The organism is Streptomyces sp. NPDC001514 (genome assembly GCF_053597075.1).
In genome coordinates this window covers 130,645-148,704 of record NZ_JBSFHO010000003.1, presented here as the reverse complement: position 1 = coordinate 148,704, position 18,060 = coordinate 130,645, and the positions used below count along the sequence as shown (strand labels likewise).

Below are 18,060 nucleotides of genomic sequence, written 5' to 3'. Positions count from 1 at the left end.
CGGGGGGGCGCCCCCCGTGGGCCCCCCCCCCCCCCGGGTCCGGGGGGGCGGGCCCCCCCCCGGCCCCCCCGCCCGCCGGACGCGGGCCGTCCCCCTCGTCCGGACTACCGGGGGTCAGGGGGTGTCTTGCGGATCTTGCCGGGCTGATCCACAAGACACCCCCTAGGCCTGCGCGGCGATCCGCGCGAGGCGCTGGGCCTCGTCCCGCGTGGAGCGGGCGATGGCGTCCTCGTCGACGTGCAGCAGGCGGCTGTTCTCGACGACCGGCTTGCCGTTGACGAGCGAGAGCGTGACCGGGGCCGCCGCGCCGAAGACGAGGGCGGTCACCGGGTCGGCGATCGAGGAGTGGGCCAGCGTGTCCAGCTTCCAGAGCACCAGGTCGGCGAGCTTGCCGGGCTCCAGTGAGCCGATCTGCGAGGCGCGGCCGAGGACCTGGGCGCCGCCGTACGTACCGAGGCGCAGGGCCTGGCGCGCGTTGAGGGCGCGCTCGCGGTGCTGGGTGTTCAGGCGGTTGATCAGCAGGGCGTTGCGCAGCTCGGTGTGCAGCTCGCCCGACTCGTTGGAGGCGGTGCCGTCGACGCCCAGGCCGACCGGGACGCCGGCGGCGAGCATGTCCGGTACGCGGGCGATGCCGGCGGCGAGACGGGCGTTGGAGGACGGGCAGTGGGCGACACCGGTCTTCGTACGGGCGAAGGCCTCGATGTCGGAGTCGTTCATGTGGACGCAGTGCGCCATCCACACGTCCTCGCCGAGCCAGCCGGTGGACTCGAAGTAGTCGGTCGGGCCCATGCCGAAGAGCTCGTGGCAGAACTTCTCCTCCTCCACGGTCTCCGAGCCGTGGGTGTGCATCCGTACGCCGAGCCGACGGGCGAGCTCTGCGCCCTGCGCCAGCAGTTCGGTCGAGACGGAGAAGGGGGAGCACGGGGCGACGGCGACCTGCGTCATCGCGTCGAACGAGGCGTCGTGGTGCTTCTTGACGGTCTCCTCGGTGGCGGCGAGCGCACCCTCGAGGGTCTCGACGGCGAAGTCCGGCGGCAGGCCGCCGTCCTTCTCGCTGCGGTCCATGGAGCCACGGGCCAGGGTGAAGCGGACGCCCATCTCGGAGGCCGCGCGGACGATCGCCCCGGAGAGGTCGCCCGAGCCCTGCGGGTACACGTAGTGGTGGTCCATCGCGGTGGTGACACCGCCACGGGCCATCATCGCGAGCGAGCCCTGGGCGGCGGAGTACACCATCTGCTCGTCGATGCGCGCCCACGTGGGGTAGAGCGCGACCAGCCAGTTGAAGAGGTTGTGGTCCGTGGCCAGGCCCCGGGTGATCCACTGGTAGAAGTGGTGGTGCGTGTTCACCAGGCCCGGGGTGACGAGGTGGCCGGTGCCGTCGATGCGGCGGACCACGTTCTCCAGGTTCTCGGATGCCTTCCCCGCGCCGATCGACTCGATCCGGTTACCGGCGACGACGACGTGGCCGGAGGCGTACTCGGTGTCGTTGGCGTCTACGGTCGCGATCGCACAGTTCTCGATGACGATGCGCGGGGCTGCTGCCGGTGCTGCCATGGCGGTGCGTCCTTTGTCTTGCAGTGGCGGTGAGGGCACGGCAGGACCCTAAGGGGATTTGAGTGCCACAGCCGGGAGCCGTGGGTGCCGAGAGAGTGAAGTGCTGGTGGGGGGCCGGTACGGGCACGCCGCCGCGGACAGGTGCGGCGTACACGTGTCAAGCGAACCACGCTGCCGACGCCCGGCCCCGCCCCCGATCGGGCGGGGGTCCGTGCGCCGGCCACGCGTCAGAGGTTGGTCATGTCGACGGGTATCCGCGGCTCGACGCCGTCCCGCAGGATCGTGGCCTCGATCAGGCCGTACGGGCGGTCGGCCGCGAAGTAGACCTCGTTGTCGTTCTTGAGCCCGAAGGGCTCCAGGTCGACGAGGAAGTGGTGCTTGTTCGGCAGGGAGAAGCGGACCTCGTCGATCTCCGAGCGGTGGTTGATGATGCGCGCACCCATTTGGTACAGCGTCTGCTGCAGGGAGAGGGAGTAGGTCTCCGCGAAGGCCTGGAGCATGTGCTTCCTCACCTGCTCGTAGGACTTCTCCCAGTTCGGCATCCGCTGCTCGTCGTCGGTCCAGTTGAACCGCCAGCGGCCGGACACCTGGGTGGCCAGGATGCGGTCGTACGCCTCCTGGAGGGTCGTGTACTTGTCCTTGACGTAACCCCAGAACTCGGAGTTCGTCGAGTTCATCACGACCAGGTCCTTGAGGCCGGAGATGACCTCCCACTGCTCACCGTCGTAGGTGATCTGGGTGACCCGGGTCTCCTGGCCCTTGCGGACGAAGGAGTGCTTGACCTCGTCCGCGCCGATGAACTTGGAGTTGGCGTCGGAGGTCTCGATGCGCTCCCAGGCGTACTCCTCGATGCGGATGCGCGCCTGGTGGATCGGCTCCTGCGAGGTAACGAAGTGGCGGGCGAGGTGGATGCCGAACTGCTCGGCGGACTCGATGCCGTACTCCTTGGCGAAGGCGTACACCGTGTTCTTGGTGGTGTCCGTGGGCAGGACGTTCGCGTTCGAGCCGGAGTAGTGCACCTCGTCCATGTCGCCGGAGAGGGCGACCGAGACGTTCAGGTCCTTGATGTGGTGCGTGTCGCCGTCGCGCGTGATCTTGACGACGCGGTTCTCGGCCTTGCCGTACTGGTTCTGTCCCAGAATCGTGGGCATGTCTGCTAGCTCCCTCGGTAAACGGAGTAGCCGAACGGGTTGAGCAGCAGCGGTACGTGGTAGTGCTCGCCCGGTACGACGGCGAAGGTGATCGCCACCTCCGGGAAGAACACCCCGGCGGCACCGCTGTCCCGATTCGCGGGGGCGTCCTGCTGGGCTTCGGCTTGCTTCTTCGAGCTGTGCTCATTCAAGAAATACGGCTCGGTCTCGAAGTCGAGCCGTACGTGGGTGGTGCCTTCCGGCAGCGCCGGCAGGTCCTTGCAGCGCCCGTCCGCGTCGGTCGCGGAGCCACCGAGCGCGGCCCACTCCGCGTCGGACCCGGCGCGGGCCGACAGGGAGATGGCGACACCCTCGGCGGGGCGGCCGATGCTGGTGTCCAGGATGTGCGTGGACACCGACGCGGTCGTCTCGGTGCTCATCGGTTCTCTTCCTCCACGAGACGGGCCAGCCGGATACGGTTGATCTTGCCCAGCTCGGCGCGGACGATCTCCCGCTCCCGCTCGGGCGAATTCCCGATCCGCTCGCGGACGGCGTCCCTCATCTGCTCACCGGTCCTGCCGGTGGCGCAGATCAGGAAGACGTGGCCAAACTTCTCCTGGTACGCCAGGTTGAGTTCGAGCATTTCGACCTTGAGCTCATCGGAGGCGCCGGCCATTCCGCTCTGCTCGCGGGAGGATGTCGGGTCCCCGGGCTTCGGGCGCCCGATCGGCGGGTGCCCCGCCATCGCTTCGGCCAGATCTTCGGCGGTCAGCTCGGCCATGGCGGCGTCACTGGCTGCGAAGAGGGCTTCCACGGTGGCGTACGGGCGCTGGGCGAGCAGCTTGCTCCCCCACGCCGAGCTGGCACACACCTCGTGCAGCGCGGCCTGGGCCGCACTGTCCGGCGAGGTGTTGAACCGGGCGAGGCCCGGTACGGAAGTCGAAGACACAGGAGCCTCCGTGGCTGTTCTGCACTGTGCGTCGGACGGGCTGCGGATAGCTAACGCCCTCCACCAACGCTCCGTCAACACTTTGTTGAAACTTCGTTGACACAAAAGCCGCCGTCCCGACATCTGGACGGCGGCCATGTACACGAAGTCATGTTCTACTCACTCTTCGCGGCATTTTCCCTGTTCAGATAGTTGTACACAGTGAAGCGGCTGACGCCGAGGGCACTCGCCACCGTCTCCACCCCGTGTCGCACCGAGAAGGCACCGCGTGCCTCCAGAAGCCGGACGACCGACTGCTTGGTCTTGCGGTCCAGCGCGGACAACGGCATGCCGTGACGGCGCTCGAGCGCGACCAGGATGTGGTCCAGCGACTCGGACAGCTGAGGCAGCCGTACGGCGACGACCTCGACGCCCTCCCAGGCCAGGACGACGTCGTCGCGCCCCGCCTGCTCGGGCAGCAGCATCTCGGCGCCCATGGCGTCCACCAGCGGCTTCACCGCGATGACCAGCGGGTGATCTGCCGACTCGGTCACTTCTCGCCCTCCCCGATCACATTGACCTGAAGGGAGACCCGGGTGGCGCCGGCTCCCAGAGCCTTGCGCAGCAGCGAGTCGACGGCGGTGAGGACCTCGTCCGCGCTGCCTTCCGCCGTATTGCCGAACGGCCCGACGTCAACGGCGTCGAGATCTGCCGCCTGGATGACCTCCCGTGCCACCAGGGCGTGGGCGGGGGCCTCCTCCAGGTCGAACGGTTCGGTCGTGAACTCCACTCTCAGTCGCACCATGCCCCCACGTTAAGCCTGCCCGCGCCGACGTCTGCCGCCCGGCCCGGAAATCGCGCAGGTTCCGCGCGACGGACCGATGTCCGCCCGGCGTAGAGCGGGTGACGGAAGCCGTACCGGCCCTCATCTCCGGTACGGCCTCAGGACAGGGAGGGGACTGCGGGATGGCACGGCACAGGAGCAGAGGTGTCAGGGGTGTCAGGGGTACGGCGATGGCGGCTGCGGCCATGGCGGCACTGACCGCCTCCCAGGCGCCGGGGGCTCAGGCATCCCCTACCGGCGGCGAAACGACGTCCGCCGCACCCGGGCGGCCGGGCGTGGCGGGCGATGGCGCGTACCGCACCGAGCTGCCGCCGCTGCGGACACGGGGCGGGGGCGGGACGGACCGCGTCTCGGACGGAAACGGGGCCGCCGCGGGGGCGGCCGGGGCCCTGCCGGCCACGGTCTTCGCCGCGTACCGGCGGGCGGAGACTGCGCTCATGGTCGAGGCCGCCGGCTGCGGTCTGCGCTGGCAGCTGCTGGCCGCGATCGGCCAGGTCGAGTCCGGGCATGCGCGCGGCGGCCGGGTGGCCCCGGACGGCACGGCTCTCGCGCCGATTCTGGGGCCACGGCTGGACGGCAACGGGTTCGCCGCGATCAGGGACACGGACGGCGGCCGGTACGACGGGGACGTCCTGTACGACCGCGCGGTCGGGCCCATGCAGTTCATCCCGTCGACCTGGGCCGCCTGGGGCGCCGACGGCAACGGGGACGGAGCGGCCGACCCGCAGAACGTCCACGACGCGGCCCTCGCCGCGGGCCGCTACCTGTGCGCGGGCGGAAGGGACCTCTCCGATCCGTACGGCCTGGACCGCGCGATCCTCGCCTACAACCACTCGACGGCCTACCTCCGTACGGTCAGGGCCTGGTTCGCGTACTACCTCGAAGGCCACCGCGTCGTGCCGGACCAGCACGGTGGAGGAGCCGGGGCCCGTGGAGCAGGCGGCCGCCCCGGCCCGGAGTCCTCCCGCCCGGCACGGCCGCAGTCGCCGCCCCCGGCCGCGCCGTCGTCCCCTGCCCCCGCTCCCTCGCCCTCACCCTCGACGCCCGTCGGGACCCATCCCGCGGGCGGTCAGGAGGAGCAGCCGCAGACGCCCGTAATTCCCCTCCCCGGAACGGGTGTTGAGCTGCCCGGTGACGGGGTGCTGCCGAGCATGACTCCGCTGGTCGGCAACGGTACGGATTCGATGGCCGCCACCCCCTCCACAAGCCCCGATACCCAGCGGTAATGTCGCGTTCGCCGGGCGGCAGGAACCGGCGGTGAGCGCGAAGGGGCCCTCATGGCGGAAACGTCTCAGGACCGGTGGCAGCGCGCGTGGAGCCACCGGGAGCAGCTGCTCAAGGTGGCCCGCCGCAGATCCATGAGCCTCGAGGACGCCGAGGACGCCGTCCACGAGGCGATGCTGCGTGCCGCGGAGAATCCCCACCTCGACGACGAGCGGCTGGGCGCCTGGCTGACGACGGTGACCATGCGGCTGTGCGTCGACCGGTACCGGCAGTTCCACCGCGAGGCCGAGGTGCGCAGCAGCCCGACGCTGATCACGCCGGGCCCGGCGCCCGTCGAGGACGTGGTGTGCGACCGGGCCGAGGCGAATTGGCTGGCCGTACGCAGCGGGGACCTGCCCGCCCGCCAGGCCGAGGCGCTCTGGCTGAAGTCCGAGGACCTCGACGTCGGACAGGTTGCCGTGAAGATGGGCCTCAGCTACCGCACCGTCGAGTCCCTACTGGCGCGGGCCCGCCGGACGCTGCGCAATTCGCTGGCCGCCACGCTGGGGCTCGCCGTGTGGCTCTGCGAGCGCTGCCGACCGCGAGCCGTGGGCAACGCGCAGGCGGTGGCCGTGGCGACGACGGCGGCGGCCACGCTGGTCGTCGCGGGCTTCGTCCTGCCGTACGGCCAGGACGGCAACGGGCCCGCCCCCTCGCCGGCCACGTCGGACACCGCGGAGGTCCGCGTGGCGGACGCCGACGGAGTGCGCCCACCGGCGGCCGACCCCGCCGCGAGCCCGGCGGCGTCGCCCGGGGCGTCCGGCATCGAGCCTCCCGCCCTGCCGTCGCTGCTGCCCCAACTGCCGTCGCTGCCAGTTCCCGACGTCCCGAAGGTGCCGGCCGCCATCCCGGAGGCCTCGCTGCCACCGCTCCCCAGTCCGCCGCTGCCGCTTCCCAGCGCGGACATCCCAGCTCTCCCGGCTCTCCCGGCTACGCCGGCCGTGCCGGAGCTGTCCACGCCGCCCGTGCCGTCTGCGCCTACGGCCGCACCGGCCGTCCCGGTGGACGTGCCCACGCCGTGACGGCACTTGCGAGTGAGCCTTTCCAGTCTCAGCTTGAGCAGGTCACGTGGAGGGTGAGGACGGCCTGAACGAGTGCGGTGATGCGGGTGGTGCTGCACCGCTTCGTGGGCGAGGAAATCGGTCGCGCCCCGTGAGGTGAGCCGTTAGCCTCCGCCTGAGCGCAGTGAGGTACGAGACGCGACCGCGAAGGGAGCCACGCATGGAGACTGGGGGTGCGCGGACCGACCGTTTGGGCTTGCTGCTCGAACAGTTCGACCACGCCAGGGAGATGGCCCAGGTGCGGCTGGCGGGGCTCGGCGACGAGGAGTACCTGTGGGAGCCGGTGCCCGGTTGCTGGTCGCTCCGGCGCCGGGGCGAGGCGGCGACGCCCAGGGCGTTCGGGCCGGGCGAGTGGGTGCTCGACCTGGGCGCCCCGGACATCCCGGCGAACGAGTACGCCGAGGTCGCCCGCCAGGCCGCCGACGGCATGACCGTCGCCAAGATCGCCGATGACTGGAGCGTGAGTGTCGAGCGGGTCGAGGAGATCCTGGCCCACACCGGTGCGCCGCCGGAGCCCGACGCAGTGCCGGTCACGACCATCGCGTGGCGGCTGGGGCACCTGCACTTCCAGTTCGCGGGCGGATGGGAGTGGACCTTCGGTGAACGGCGGCAGGATCCGAAGCTGATGGTCGACTTCACCCCCTCCGCCGCCCTGACACTCGAGCGGTTCTGGGCGGTGATCGACCGCTGGCGCGACAGCGTCGCCGCCGTCACCGACGAGCAGCTCGACACGGTCGGCTTCTCGCAGTACCCGTACAGCAACGACGCCGACCACCCCTACATTGGCGTGCTGTCGGCGACCAACCTCGAATTCATCCACCACATGTCCGAGATCGCGTTGCTCCGCGACCTGTGGCGGGCCCGCTTCACGACTCCCGGGTAGGCCCGGGCGCGCCGCGAGGGTGTTGAATGGCGTTTCCGATCCACACGCCGGTCAGCGATTTTTGACCTGCAGGGTGAGCTTGCCAGTTGAGCTGACCGCGCAGCGAGGCCCCTGGTAGATGGGTTTTCGACCAAGAACCCGTTGCCACCAGGGACTTCGTGTACTTGTCCACCCGTCCGGCATCGACGTGTCCAGCTCCACCCTGCGCTTGGTGTCCACCCGCCTGCGCGTCCGCCGCCGCGACCGCGGTACCCGATGGCGCCGGCTGACCACCGGCCGCCATGCCCTGCTCGCCCTGGCCCACCTGCGCTGCGGCCACACCTACGCCCAGCTCGCCGCCGGGTTCGATGTCGGGGTCACCACCGCCTACCGGTACATCAGCGAGGCCGTCGACGTTCTCGCGGCCCTGGCGCCGACCTGCCAGGACGCCGTCCGAGCGGCCCGCGCGAAGGCGGCCGCGGCATTGATGTCACCCGCAGTCCAGCAGGAGCCGCCTGCGGTCCGCCGCTGCGTCGGCAGTCACGGGAGCCAAGCCGCCTTTGGGCCACTGAAGAGCGCGTCAGGTGAGGCAAGCAGCGCGGTGCGGAGTGATGCGTCCAGCCAGGCGGGATCGGCTGATAGGCCCGTCCAGCGACGCACCAGCCGCCCTCGCACCGCACCCGTGGCGCACACCCGCGTTCGCGCCCCGTTGCGCCCTCGTAAAAAATTTCGGAATTCGTCGCGACGGACACCCCGCCCCTCCCCGTAGAGCAGATGTCGGAGCTGCTCCACGGCTGAAGGGTGTACCGGATGGGTGTCGAGATCTGTGTGGAAGGGCTGACCAAGTCCTTCGGCCACCAGGTCATCTGGCAGGACGTCTCGCTGACGCTGCCCGCCGGAGAGATCTCGGTCATGCTCGGCCCCTCGGGCACGGGCAAGTCGGTGTTCCTCAAGACGCTCGTCGGGCTGCTCAAGCCGGAACGCGGGTCGATCCGGATCGCGGACCGGGACATCACCAGGCTCCGCGAGCACGAGCTGTACGAGGTGCGGAAGCTGTTCGGCGTCCTCTTTCAGGACGGTGCCCTCTTCGGGTCGATGAACCTGTACGACAACATCGCCTTCCCGCTGCGCGAGCACACCCGTAAGCCGGAGAGCGAGATCAGACGCATCGTCCTCGAGAAGATGGACATGGTCGGGCTGATCGGCGCGGAGGAGAAGCTGCCCGGTGAGATATCCGGCGGTATGCGCAAGCGGGCCGGGCTGGCGCGGGCCCTCGTGCTCGACCCGGAGATCATTCTCTTCGACGAGCCGGACTCGGGGCTCGACCCGGTACGGGTGGCCTACCTCAACCAGCTGATCGTCGATCTCAACGCACAGATCGACGCCACCTTCCTGATCGTCACCCACGACATCGCCTCGGCCCGCCAGGTCCCGGACAACATCGGGCTGCTGTTCCGCCGGGAGCTGGTGATGTTCGGGCCCCGCGAACGGCTGCTGACCAGCGACGAGCCCGTCGTACGGCAGTTCCTGAACGGACGGATGCAGGGGCCGATCGGCATGGCGGAGGAGAAGGACGCCGCCCAGGTCGAGCAGGAGCTGGCCCAGATCGACGCAGGCAAGGGCAACGACGCCGGTGCGCGGGGCATGACACCCCGGCTGCTGCCGAGCCCCGGAATCACCCGGCCGCCCCGCTGGGAGGCCATCGCGAAGCGTGAGGCGGTGACGCACGCATGAGCCTCTCCCCCGTCGGCGCGCTCAGACACTCCGGCAGCCTGTTCGCGATGGCCCTGGACGTCATCAGGACGCTCCCCCGACGGCCCTTCCAGGTACGGGAGTTCATCCAGCAGGCCTGGTTCATCGCGAGCGTCACGATCCTGCCGACCGCACTGGTCTCCATCCCCTTCGGCGCGGTCATCGCCCTGCAGATCGGCAGCCTGACCCGGCAGCTCGGCGCCCAGTCGTTCTCGGGTGCGGCGTCGGTGCTGGCGGTGCTGCGCGAGGCCTCGCCGATCGTCACCGCGCTGTTGATCGCCGGGGCGGGCGGCACCGCGATCTGCGCGGACCTCGGGGCGCGGAAGATCCGTGAGGAGATCGACGCGATGCAGGTGCTGGGCATCGACCCGATCCACCGGCTGGTGGTCCCGCGGGTGCTGGCCTCGATGGTGGTCGCGGTGCTGCTCAACGGGCTGGTGTCGGTGGTCGGCGTGGCCGGCGGCTACTTCTTCAACGTCGTCCTGCAGAACGGCACGCCCGGCGCCTATCTGGCCTCCTTCACCACCCTCGCCCAGCTGTCCGATCTGTGGGCGGCCGAGCTGAAGGCCCTGGTGTTCGGCGCGATCGCCGCGATCGTCGCCTCGTACAAGGGTCTGACCGCGAAGGGCGGGCCGAAGGGCGTCGGCGACGCCGTGAACCAGTCGGTGGTGATCACCTTCATGTTGCTGTTCGTGACGAACTTCGTGATGACCGCCGTGTATTTCCAGATCGTTCCGCAGAGGGGCTGAGGCATGGCGCTGATCAACCGTCTCGTCGGGCGCCCGCTCCGTTCCTTGGAGGAGCTCGGTACCCAACTGTCCTTCTACGGGCGCTCGCTGGCCTGGACCGGCCGCACCCTGCGCCGCTACAAGAAGGAGGTCCTGAGGCTGCTCGCCGAGGTGAGCTTCGGCCGGGGCGCGCTCGCCGTCGTCGGCGGCACCGTCGGCGTCATCGCCTTCCTGTCGTTCTTCACCGGCACCGAGGTCGGCCTCCAGGGATACGCGGCGCTCAACCAGCTGGGCACGTCCAACTTCGTGGCGTTCCTGTCGGCGTACTTCAACACCCGGGAGATCGCACCGCTGGTGGCCGGGCTCGCGCTGTCCGCGACGGTCGGCGCCGGGTTCACCGCGCAGCTCGGTGCGATGCGGATCAGCGAGGAGACCGACGCCCTGGAGGTGATGGGCGTTCCCTCGCTGCCGTTCCTGGTGACCACCCGGATGATCGCCGGTTTCGTCGCCGTGATCCCGCTGTACGTGATCGGGCTGCTGTCCTCGTACTTCGCCGCCCGGACCATCACGACCGGCTACTACGGTCAGTCCGCGGGCACGTACGACCACTACTTCCATCAGTATCTGCCGCCGGTCGACGTGCTCTGGTCCTTCGGCAAGGTGATCGTCTTCGCCGTCGTGATCATCCTGGTGCACTGCTACTACGGCTACTACGCGAGCGGCGGACCGGCCGGTGTGGGGGTCGCGGTGGGCCGTGCGGTGCGTACCTCCATCGTCGCCATCAACGTCCTGGACTTCTTCCTCAGCCTGGCGATCTGGGGCGCCAACACGACCGTACGGATTGCGGGGTAGGGCCGATGCGGACACGGATCGTCAGACTGAGGGTGTACGGCATCGTCTTCATCGCGGTCATCGCGCTGCTGCTGTCGCTTTCGATCGCCGTCTACCAGCAGGTGTTCGTCGCCGTCGTACGGATCACGCTGGAGGCCGACACGCTCGGCAACCAGCTGGAGCCGCGGGCCGACGTCAAGCTGCGCGGGCTGCTGGTCGGTGAGGTCCGCGCGGTGCGGGCCGACGGCGAGAAGGCGACGCTCGACATCGCCCTCAAGCCGGAGCACGTCTCCCGCATCCCGTCGGACGTGCAGGCCCGGCTGCTGCCCAAGACGCTGTTCGGCGAGAAGTACGTCGACCTGGTGGCTCCCCGGGAGCCGTCCGGGCGGCACATCCGGGCCGGGGACGTCATCACCCAGGACCGCACCAAGGTCGGCATCGAAGTGCAGCAGCTGATGAACGACCTGCTGCCGCTGCTGCGTACGGTACGGCCCGCCGAGCTCAACGCCACCCTGTCGGCGTTCGCCACCGCCCTCGAAGGCCGCGGCGACCGGATCGGCGACAACCTCACCCGCGTCGAGGGCTATCTGGCCCGGCTCAACCCCCACATGCCGTCGATCAAGGAGGACATCTCGCGGTTCGCCGATGTCGCCGAGGTGTACGGCGACGCCGCACCCGACCTGTTGAGGATCCTGCGGAACACCGTCACCACGAGCCGCACGATCGTCGAGAAGCGGGACCAGCTGGCCACCCTGTTCACCTCCACGGCCACCGTCGCCGGGACGGCGGACGGGTTCCTGGACGAGAACGCCGGGCGGCTCATCACCCTGGGCCGGGTCTCCCGTCCCACGCTCGCACTGTTCGCCCGCTACGCACCGGAGTACCCCTGCCTCCTCAACGGCCTGGTGCGGCAGGAGAAGGCGGCGGAAGAGACCTTCAGAGGCGGAAAGATGCGCATCACCCTGGAAATCGTCCGCCCGCAACCCGCGTACGAGCCCGGCGAGGAACCGCGCTATCTGGAGCGCTCGGGACCCGACTGCCGTGGAATGCCCCATCCGCGGGTCCCGGCACCGGACGACAAACTCGACGACGGTACGCGCGGCACGTCGAGTGCGCCCCGGGCGGGCACGGTGTCGGCGACCGCCGCCGAGCAGCGTGCCGTGAGCTCACTCGTCGCGCCCGTCATGGGCGTGCCGGCCGATGAGGTGCCCGCGGTCGCCACGCTGCTGTTCGGTCCGATGGCCCGGGGAACGGCGGTGAGCGTCGCATGAGGTTCCTCCGCGTCAAGCGCGCCAGGGAGACCGCGGCGCCGCTGATCAAGTTCAGTCTCTTCGCGGTGGTGACGGTGCTCGCGACCACGCTGCTCGCAGCCACCATCGTCAACATCTCCTTCACTCCCGAGCACACCTACCGGGCGGTGTTCAGCGATGTCACCGGCCTGGAGGAGGGCGACGACATCAGGGTGGCAGGGGTGCGGGTCGGTGAGGTGCAGGACATCCGCATCAAGGACCGGACGCTGGCGGAGGTCACCTTCTCCGTGACCCGGGACCGTCCGCTGCTCACCAGCACCGGCGCGGTCATCCGCTACCGCAACCTGGTCGGCTCACGGTACGTCGCGCTGACGGAGGGCGCCGGCGACGGCACCCGGCTGGCGCCCGGAGGCCGGATACCGCTCTCCCGCACGCAGCCCGCGCTCGATCTCAACGCGCTCCTCAATGGGTTCAAGCCGCTGTTCGCGGCGCTGAGCCCCGAGGACGTCAACCAGCTCGCCACCGAGATCATCCGCACGCTCCAGGGCGAGGGCGGCACGGTGAACAGTCTGCTCGCCCACACGGCTTCGCTCACCACCACGCTCGCCGACCGGGACAAGCTGATCGGCTCCGTGATCGACAACCTCAACACGGTGCTGGCGACCCTGGACAAACGCGGCGCCCGCTTCTCCGGGCTGATCCAGCAGCTCCAGCGAGTGGTCTCCGGGCTGTCCGCCGACCGCAAGCCCATCGGGGACTCCCTGGTGAACATCGCCGATCTGACGGAGGCCACGTCGGGCCTGCTCGCGGACGCCCGGCCTCCGCTGCGCGACGACATCGCCGGGCTGAGGGACCTCACCGGAACCCTGAACAAGAACGAGAAGACCGTGGAGGGCGTGCTGAAGCGGCTGCCGAACAAGCTCAACGAGCTGACGGGGACCGCCTCGTACGGCTCCTGGTTCAACTTCTACCTCTGCGACTTCGACGGCCGGATCGTGCTGCCGAAGACCCGGGAGGTGCTCACTCCCGAGCTCCACGTGGCCCGTGCGAGGTGCGCATGAAGGCGCGCATGATGCCGTTCCGCGACCGGAATCCGGTCGTGATCGGCGCGGTCGGCCTCACCACCCTCGGGCTGCTGAGCGTCGCCGCGTTCAACGCCGACAGCCTTCCGCTCATCGGCAACGGCGAGACGTACAGTGCGGCGTTCTCGGAGGCGGGCGGGCTCAAGCCCGGCGACGAGGTCCGTATCGCCGGGGTGAAGGTCGGCAAGGTCGACGAGGTGGACCTGGACGGGGACCACGTCAAGGTGGTCTTCCGGATCAAGGGCGACCCCGGCTTCGGCACCAGGACGGGCGCGGCCATCCGCGTCAAGACGATCCTGGGCGCGAAGTTCCTGGCGCTGGAGCCGAAGGGGCCGGGGCAGCTGAAGCCGGGCAGCGAGATCCCGCTGAACCGGACGACTCCCGCGTACGACGTCGTGGCGGCCTTCAGCGATCTGACCACCACGACGGAGAAGGTCGACACGGAGCGGCTGGCGACGGCGCTGGACACCATCTCCACCACCTTCGAGGACTCCCCCGCAGAGGTGAAGGCGTCCATCAAGGGCCTGTCGAGGATCTCCCGTACGGTCGCGTCCCGCGACCAGGCGCTGCGGGAGCTCCTCGACCACGCCAACGGGGTCAGCGGTGTGCTCGCCGGACGATCCGGCGAGTTCACCACGCTGGTCAAGGACGGCGACGCGCTGTTCAAGGAGATCTCACGGCGGCGGGCGGCGATCCACGCGCTGCTCAAGAGCTCGGCCGCGCTGGGAATCCAGCTGTCCGGGCTGGTCAAGGACAACGACGCGGAGATCGGTCCGGCGCTCAAGGGCCTGAACGCCGTGGTGGCGATGCTCGAACGCAATCAGGCGAGCCTCGACCGCAGCATCAAGCTGATGGCGCCCTATGTGCGCGTCTTCACCAACACCCTCGGCAACGGCCGCTGGTTCGACAGCTACATCCAGAACATGGTCGCCACTCCGGTGGTCCCGCGAACGGGAGGTTCGTGATGAACAGGCGTCTGCTGCGCCGGGCGGCGCCGGTCACGGCCCTGGCGGTCATCGCCGCGGCCGTCGTGTCGCTGTGGCCGCAGCCGGACCCGGTCCGGGTCACGGCGTACTTCCCGCGCACGGTCGGCATCTATCCCGGCTCCGACGTACGGGTGCTGGGCGTGCGGATCGGTGAGGTCAAGGAGATCACCCCGGAGGGCGAGCGGGTGCGGGTGACGCTGGAGTACGACGCCGGGCGGAAGGTCCCTGCCGATGCCAAGGCGGCGATCATCAACTCCTCGGTGGTCAGTGACCGTTACGTCCAGCTGCTGCCGGTGTGGCGGGGCGGCCAGGAGATGCGGAGCGGCGATGTCATCCCGGAGGAGCGGACGGCCGTACCGGTCGAACTGGACCGCGTCTTCGAGAGCCTGCACACGACGTCGGAGGCGCTGGGCCCGCGCGGCGCGAACAAGGACGGTTCGCTGGCCCGGCTGCTCGGCGTGAGCGCGGACAACCTCGAAGGGGAGGGCGAGAACCTGCACCGGACGGTGGAGGACCTCTCGCTGGCCGTGACCACGCTGTCCGACGGCAGGCAGGACCTGTTCGGCACGCTGCGCAATCTGCAGGTGTTCACCGCCGCACTGGCCGCCGACGACAAGAACGTCCGCTCCTTCAACGACAGCCTGGAGCAGGTGGCCGGACAGCTCGCCGGGGAGCGCAAGGACCTCGCGGCCGCGCTGCGGCACCTGGGGGTGGCGCTCGCCGACGTGTCCGACTTCGTACGGAAGAACAAGAAGTCGCTGACCTCGAACGTGGAGGGGCTGAGCAAGGTCACCAAGGTGCTGGTCACCCAGCAGGCCGCGCTCGCGGAGCTGCTGGAGGTCGCCCCGACCGGGCTGTCGAATCTGCAGAACGCCTACAACGCGGGTGCGGGAACACTCGACACGCGCAACAACCCCGACCAGCCGCAGGATCCGGCCGCGCTGCTGTGCTCCCTGCTCAGCACGACCGGTGACGCGAAGGCGGCGGACTGCCGGGACCTGGAGAAGCTGTTCGACTCCCTGCCGGAGCTCCGGCCGGGCGACGCCCTGCCCGTCTCGGGGACCGGCCCGGTCGACCGGACGCTGGGCGGAATCCTGGAGGCCGGCGCATGAGCGTGCCCCGTAAGAGCGTTCGCGCGGCGGTGTGGGCGGCGGCCGGTTCACTGCTGCTGACGGGCTGCGAGTTCAACGGTCTGTACGACGTCGGGCTGCCCGGCGGCGCGGCCGCCGACGGCGACGCCTACCGGGTGACGGTCGAGTTCCGGGACGTCCTCGACCTGGTGCCGCAGTCCGCGGTGAAGGTCAACAACGTCACCGTGGGCGCGGTCGAGAAGGTGGAGCTGAAGGGCTGGCACGCCCGCGTGCGGCTGCGTATCTCGGACGAGGTGAAGCTGCCCGGCAACGCGATCGCCGAGCTCCGGCAGACCAGCATGCTCGGCGAGAAGTACGTGGCGCTGTCCGCGCCGGTGGATGCCGCACCCGTCGGCAGGCTCACCGACGGGGCCCGCATCCCGCTGTCCCGCAGTGGCCGCAACCCGGAGATCGAAGAGGTGCTGTCCGCGCTGTCGGCACTGCTCAACGGCGGCGGGGTGGCCCAGCTCAAGACGATCACCACGGAGCTCAACAAGGCCCTGGAAGGACGGGAGAACCGGGTCAAGTCCCTGCTGACGGAGCTGAACACCTTCGTCGGCGGCCTCGACGCGCAGCGCAAGGAGATCGTCCGCGCGCTGAACGGCATCGACCGGCTGGCCGAGCGGCTCGGCCAGGAGAAGAAGACGATCGCCCAGGCCGTGGACACCATGCCACCCGCGCTGAAGGTGCTGGCCGACCAGCGGCGCAAGCTGACGTCGATGCTCACCGCGCTGTCGGAGTTCGGCACGACCGGCACCCAGGTGATCAACGCGTCCCGGGACGACGTGATCGCCAATCTGCGGAGTCTGCGCCCGATCCTGGAGCAGCTGAACAAGGCGGGCGACGATCTGCCGAACGCCCTGGAGCTGCTGACGACCTATCCGTTCCCGCGCAACGCGGTGGACGCCGTCAAGGGCGACTACGTCAACCTCAAGATCACCGCCGATCTCGATCTCGCGGGCATCTACGGCAACCTCTCGGACGAACCCGAGAAGCCCGGGACCCCGGGGAAGCCGGGGCTCCCCGGCGTCCCCGAGGTTCCCGGACTGCCAGGAGTCCCTGGGGTCCCCGGGGTTCCCCGGCCGACGGCGCTGCCGCAGGCTCCCGGTGTTCCGCAGGCGCCCGGCAGTCCCTCGGGCCCCTCGGACGACGGGGATGTGCTCTGCCCGCCGGTGTGCACCGGCAGTTACGCCTCGTACGGGAACGGGGGCGACGACGAGGACGCCTTCCCGCCCGGGGTCGATCCCGCCCTCGCCGAGCTCATGCTGAAGGGGATGCTGCCGTGATCACACGTACGGTCAAGGCCCAGTTGCTCGCCTTCGCCACGGTCACCGCCGTCGGCGTCTCGTACGTCGGCGCCCGGTACACGGGGCTGGCGGACGGGCTCTTCGACGACGGCTACACCGTGCGGGCCGACTTCGCCGACTCCGGGGGCATCTTCCCCGGCGCCGAGGTCACCTATCGCGGGGTGCCCGTCGGTCGCGTCGGGGAGCTGCGACTGTCCGGCGCGGACGGGGTGTCGGTGGCGCTGGACATCGAGGACGACGGGCCGCGGATCCCCGCGGACACCGTGGCGGTCGTGGCGAACCGTTCGGCCGTCGGCGAGCAGTACGTCGACCTCCAGCCACGGGCCGCCGGCGGCCCCTATCTGCGCGACGGCAGCACGATCGCCCGCCGCGACACCCGGGGGCCGCTGCCCACCACGCAGATCATCGGCAGCCTGGACAGGCTCGTGAACTCCGTCGGCAAGGAGGATCTGCGGATCACCGTCGACGAGCTGGGCAAGGCCTTCGCCGGCACGGGACCGGAGCTGAGCCGCCTGGTCGACTCGGGCAACAGCCTGGTCGAGTCGGCGTCCGCCTCGCTCCCGCAGACGGTCACCCTGATCGAGGATTCACGGAAGGTCCTCAAGACCCAGGCCGACAAGGGCTCGGCCATCAGATCGTTCTCACGCGATCTGGCGGCCCTCACGGCCGAGTTGAAGTCCAGTGACGGCGACATCCGCAGGCTGGTCGGCGCCGGTGCCCCCGCCGCGCAGGAGGTCAACTCGCTGCTCACGGCGACCCGGCCGCACGTGCCGGTGCTGCTGGGCAATCTGATCAGCGGCGGCCAGATCACGGTGGCGCGGCTGCCCGGTGTGGAGCAGGCCCTGGTGACGTTCCCCGTGGTGGTCGCGGGCAGCTACACCGTGATCCCGGGCGACGGCACCACCCACTTCGGTCTGGTGGTGAACGCCGACGACCCGCCGGCGTGCCGGCAGGGGTACGGGACGCAGCGGCGCGACCCGGCCGACACGAGCGAACGGCCGGCGAACACTCGCGCCCACTGTGCGGCCCCGCGCGGCGGGCCCACCTCGGTCCGCGGTGCCCAGAACGCCCCCGGGGCCTCGGGGCGCTCCGGGGTCGGCGGCGCGGACCCGGCCGCGTACATCACCCCGTACGACCCGGAGACCGGCACCGCGACCGGCCCGGACGGAACGCCCGTCGAGATCGGCTCGACCGGCGGTGGAATGAGCACGTTCGGAAAGGACTCGTGGCAATGGCTGCTCGTCGGACCGATGGCATGAGCAAGGAGACGACGCCCCAGGGCCGCGCCGCGGAGCGCGCGACACGGCCGCTGCGGCACCTCTGGAGACGGCTGACGGAAGCCGCCCGGCGGG

The 18,060-nt window shown here is 70.1% G+C and carries 18 protein-coding genes and 1 pseudogene; 13 read left to right on the top strand and 6 right to left on the bottom strand.

From position 1 onward, the window contains the following. Window positions 1-162: 162 nt before the first annotated feature. The 6 genes from ACWCXB_RS05255 to ACWCXB_RS05230 form a co-directional block, all read right to left on the bottom strand. Window positions 163-1,554: an 8-oxoguanine deaminase gene (locus ACWCXB_RS05255; RefSeq protein ID WP_450719185.1), complete on the bottom strand. Its 1,392-nt coding sequence runs from the start codon at window positions 1,552-1,554 to the stop codon at window positions 163-165. A gap of 227 nt (window positions 1,555-1,781) precedes the next feature. Beyond that, on the bottom strand, window positions 1,782-2,705 hold the full coding sequence (pucL, locus tag ACWCXB_RS05250; RefSeq protein ID WP_450719183.1) for a factor-independent urate hydroxylase: 924 nt from the start codon (window positions 2,703-2,705) through the stop codon (window positions 1,782-1,784). A 5-nt stretch (window positions 2,706-2,710) separates the two neighbouring features. Continuing rightward, complete coding sequence (gene uraH, locus ACWCXB_RS05245) at window positions 2,711-3,124, bottom strand: hydroxyisourate hydrolase (RefSeq protein ID WP_450719181.1); 414 nt, start codon at window positions 3,122-3,124, stop codon at window positions 2,711-2,713. Further along, a complete protein-coding gene (uraD, locus tag ACWCXB_RS05240) occupies window positions 3,121-3,633 on the bottom strand; it encodes a 2-oxo-4-hydroxy-4-carboxy-5-ureidoimidazoline decarboxylase (protein WP_450719179.1) in 513 nt (170 codons plus the stop codon). Before uraD ends, uraH begins: the two co-directional genes overlap by 4 nt. Before the next feature lie 155 nt (window positions 3,634-3,788). After that, window positions 3,789-4,166: a helix-turn-helix domain-containing protein gene (locus tag ACWCXB_RS05235; RefSeq protein WP_450719177.1), complete on the bottom strand. Its 378-nt coding sequence runs from the start codon at window positions 4,164-4,166 to the stop codon at window positions 3,789-3,791. Continuing rightward, window positions 4,163-4,414: a thiamine-binding protein gene (locus ACWCXB_RS05230; RefSeq protein WP_385419230.1), complete on the bottom strand. Its 252-nt coding sequence runs from the start codon at window positions 4,412-4,414 to the stop codon at window positions 4,163-4,165. The genes ACWCXB_RS05235 and ACWCXB_RS05230 overlap by 4 nt, the downstream gene beginning before the upstream one ends. Window positions 4,415-4,626: 212 nt before the next feature. Here ACWCXB_RS05230 and ACWCXB_RS05225 point away from each other — a divergent pair, with 212 nt between their 5' ends. From ACWCXB_RS05225 to ACWCXB_RS05165, 13 genes and pseudogenes are all read left to right on the top strand, one after another. Beyond that, a complete protein-coding gene (locus tag ACWCXB_RS05225) occupies window positions 4,627-5,682 on the top strand; it encodes a lytic transglycosylase domain-containing protein (protein ID WP_450719175.1) in 1,056 nt (351 codons plus the stop codon). Between the two features lie 51 nt (window positions 5,683-5,733). After that, window positions 5,734-6,741 (top strand): sigma-70 family RNA polymerase sigma factor, encoded by a 1,008-nt coding sequence (locus ACWCXB_RS05220; protein WP_450719173.1) that lies wholly within the window; start codon window positions 5,734-5,736, stop codon window positions 6,739-6,741. Window positions 6,742-6,940: 199 nt separating this feature from the next. Continuing rightward, entirely contained in the window at window positions 6,941-7,663 is a 723-nt protein-coding gene (locus ACWCXB_RS05215; RefSeq protein ID WP_450719171.1) for a DinB family protein, read from the top strand. 118 nt (window positions 7,664-7,781) lie between these two features. Further along, a pseudogene (locus tag ACWCXB_RS05210) lies at window positions 7,782-8,129 on the top strand (helix-turn-helix domain-containing protein); the annotation flags it as partial. Between the two features lie 323 nt (window positions 8,130-8,452). Further along, window positions 8,453-9,376, top strand: coding sequence for an ABC transporter ATP-binding protein (locus ACWCXB_RS05205; protein WP_450719169.1), 924 nt, complete (start codon window positions 8,453-8,455; stop codon window positions 9,374-9,376). Next, entirely contained in the window at window positions 9,373-10,143 is a 771-nt protein-coding gene (locus ACWCXB_RS05200) for an MlaE family ABC transporter permease (RefSeq protein WP_385419184.1), read from the top strand. The genes ACWCXB_RS05205 and ACWCXB_RS05200 overlap by 4 nt, the downstream gene beginning before the upstream one ends. Before the next feature lie 3 nt (window positions 10,144-10,146). Continuing rightward, window positions 10,147-10,974 carry an MlaE family ABC transporter permease gene (locus ACWCXB_RS05195; RefSeq protein ID WP_450719167.1) on the top strand — a complete coding sequence of 276 codons (828 nt, stop codon included), beginning with the start codon at window positions 10,147-10,149 and terminating at the stop codon, window positions 10,972-10,974. Window positions 10,975-10,979: 5 nt separating this feature from the next. Further along, the gene (locus ACWCXB_RS05190; RefSeq protein WP_450719165.1) at window positions 10,980-12,224 is read left to right on the top strand and encodes an MCE family protein; all 1,245 of its coding nucleotides are present in this window, start codon (window positions 10,980-10,982) and stop codon (window positions 12,222-12,224) included. Continuing rightward, entirely contained in the window at window positions 12,221-13,264 is a 1,044-nt protein-coding gene (locus ACWCXB_RS05185; protein ID WP_450719163.1) for an MCE family protein, read from the top strand. The genes ACWCXB_RS05190 and ACWCXB_RS05185 overlap by 4 nt, the downstream gene beginning before the upstream one ends. Before the next feature lie 8 nt (window positions 13,265-13,272). After that, entirely contained in the window at window positions 13,273-14,250 is a 978-nt protein-coding gene (locus ACWCXB_RS05180) for an MCE family protein (RefSeq protein WP_450719516.1), read from the top strand. After that, entirely contained in the window at window positions 14,250-15,383 is a 1,134-nt protein-coding gene (locus ACWCXB_RS05175) for an MCE family protein (RefSeq protein WP_450719161.1), read from the top strand. The genes ACWCXB_RS05180 and ACWCXB_RS05175 overlap by 1 nt, the downstream gene beginning before the upstream one ends. After that, the gene (locus ACWCXB_RS05170; protein WP_450719159.1) at window positions 15,380-16,687 is read left to right on the top strand and encodes an MCE family protein; all 1,308 of its coding nucleotides are present in this window, start codon (window positions 15,380-15,382) and stop codon (window positions 16,685-16,687) included. The genes ACWCXB_RS05175 and ACWCXB_RS05170 overlap by 4 nt, the downstream gene beginning before the upstream one ends. Further along, on the top strand, window positions 16,684-17,967 hold the full coding sequence (locus ACWCXB_RS05165; RefSeq protein ID WP_450719157.1) for an MCE family protein: 1,284 nt from the start codon (window positions 16,684-16,686) through the stop codon (window positions 17,965-17,967). Before ACWCXB_RS05170 ends, ACWCXB_RS05165 begins: the two co-directional genes overlap by 4 nt. Window positions 17,968-18,060: the final 93 nt, after the last annotated feature.

What these genes read in the sequence shown, in the direction of transcription:
- ACWCXB_RS05255 (WP_450719185.1), bottom strand. Translation starts at nt 1,554, where the DNA reads ATGGCAGCACCGGCAGCAGCCCCGCGCATCGTCATCGAGAACTGTGCG.
- pucL (WP_450719183.1), bottom strand. Translation starts at nt 2,705, where the DNA reads ATGCCCACGATTCTGGGACAGAACCAGTACGGCAAGGCCGAGAACCGC.
- uraH (WP_450719181.1), bottom strand. Translation starts at nt 3,124, where the DNA reads ATGAGCACCGAGACGACCGCGTCGGTGTCCACGCACATCCTGGACACC.
- ACWCXB_RS05225 (WP_450719175.1), top strand. Translation starts at nt 4,627, where the DNA reads ATGGCGGCTGCGGCCATGGCGGCACTGACCGCCTCCCAGGCGCCGGGG.
- ACWCXB_RS05220 (WP_450719173.1), top strand. Translation starts at nt 5,734, where the DNA reads ATGGCGGAAACGTCTCAGGACCGGTGGCAGCGCGCGTGGAGCCACCGG.
- ACWCXB_RS05215 (WP_450719171.1), top strand. Translation starts at nt 6,941, where the DNA reads ATGGAGACTGGGGGTGCGCGGACCGACCGTTTGGGCTTGCTGCTCGAA.
- ACWCXB_RS05205 (WP_450719169.1), top strand. Translation starts at nt 8,453, where the DNA reads ATGGGTGTCGAGATCTGTGTGGAAGGGCTGACCAAGTCCTTCGGCCAC.
- ACWCXB_RS05200 (WP_385419184.1), top strand. Translation starts at nt 9,373, where the DNA reads ATGAGCCTCTCCCCCGTCGGCGCGCTCAGACACTCCGGCAGCCTGTTC.
- ACWCXB_RS05195 (WP_450719167.1), top strand. Translation starts at nt 10,147, where the DNA reads ATGGCGCTGATCAACCGTCTCGTCGGGCGCCCGCTCCGTTCCTTGGAG.
- ACWCXB_RS05190 (WP_450719165.1), top strand. Translation starts at nt 10,980, where the DNA reads ATGCGGACACGGATCGTCAGACTGAGGGTGTACGGCATCGTCTTCATC.
- ACWCXB_RS05185 (WP_450719163.1), top strand. Translation starts at nt 12,221, where the DNA reads ATGAGGTTCCTCCGCGTCAAGCGCGCCAGGGAGACCGCGGCGCCGCTG.
- ACWCXB_RS05180 (WP_450719516.1), top strand. Translation starts at nt 13,273, where the DNA reads ATGATGCCGTTCCGCGACCGGAATCCGGTCGTGATCGGCGCGGTCGGC.
- ACWCXB_RS05175 (WP_450719161.1), top strand. Translation starts at nt 14,250, where the DNA reads ATGAACAGGCGTCTGCTGCGCCGGGCGGCGCCGGTCACGGCCCTGGCG.
- ACWCXB_RS05170 (WP_450719159.1), top strand. Translation starts at nt 15,380, where the DNA reads ATGAGCGTGCCCCGTAAGAGCGTTCGCGCGGCGGTGTGGGCGGCGGCC.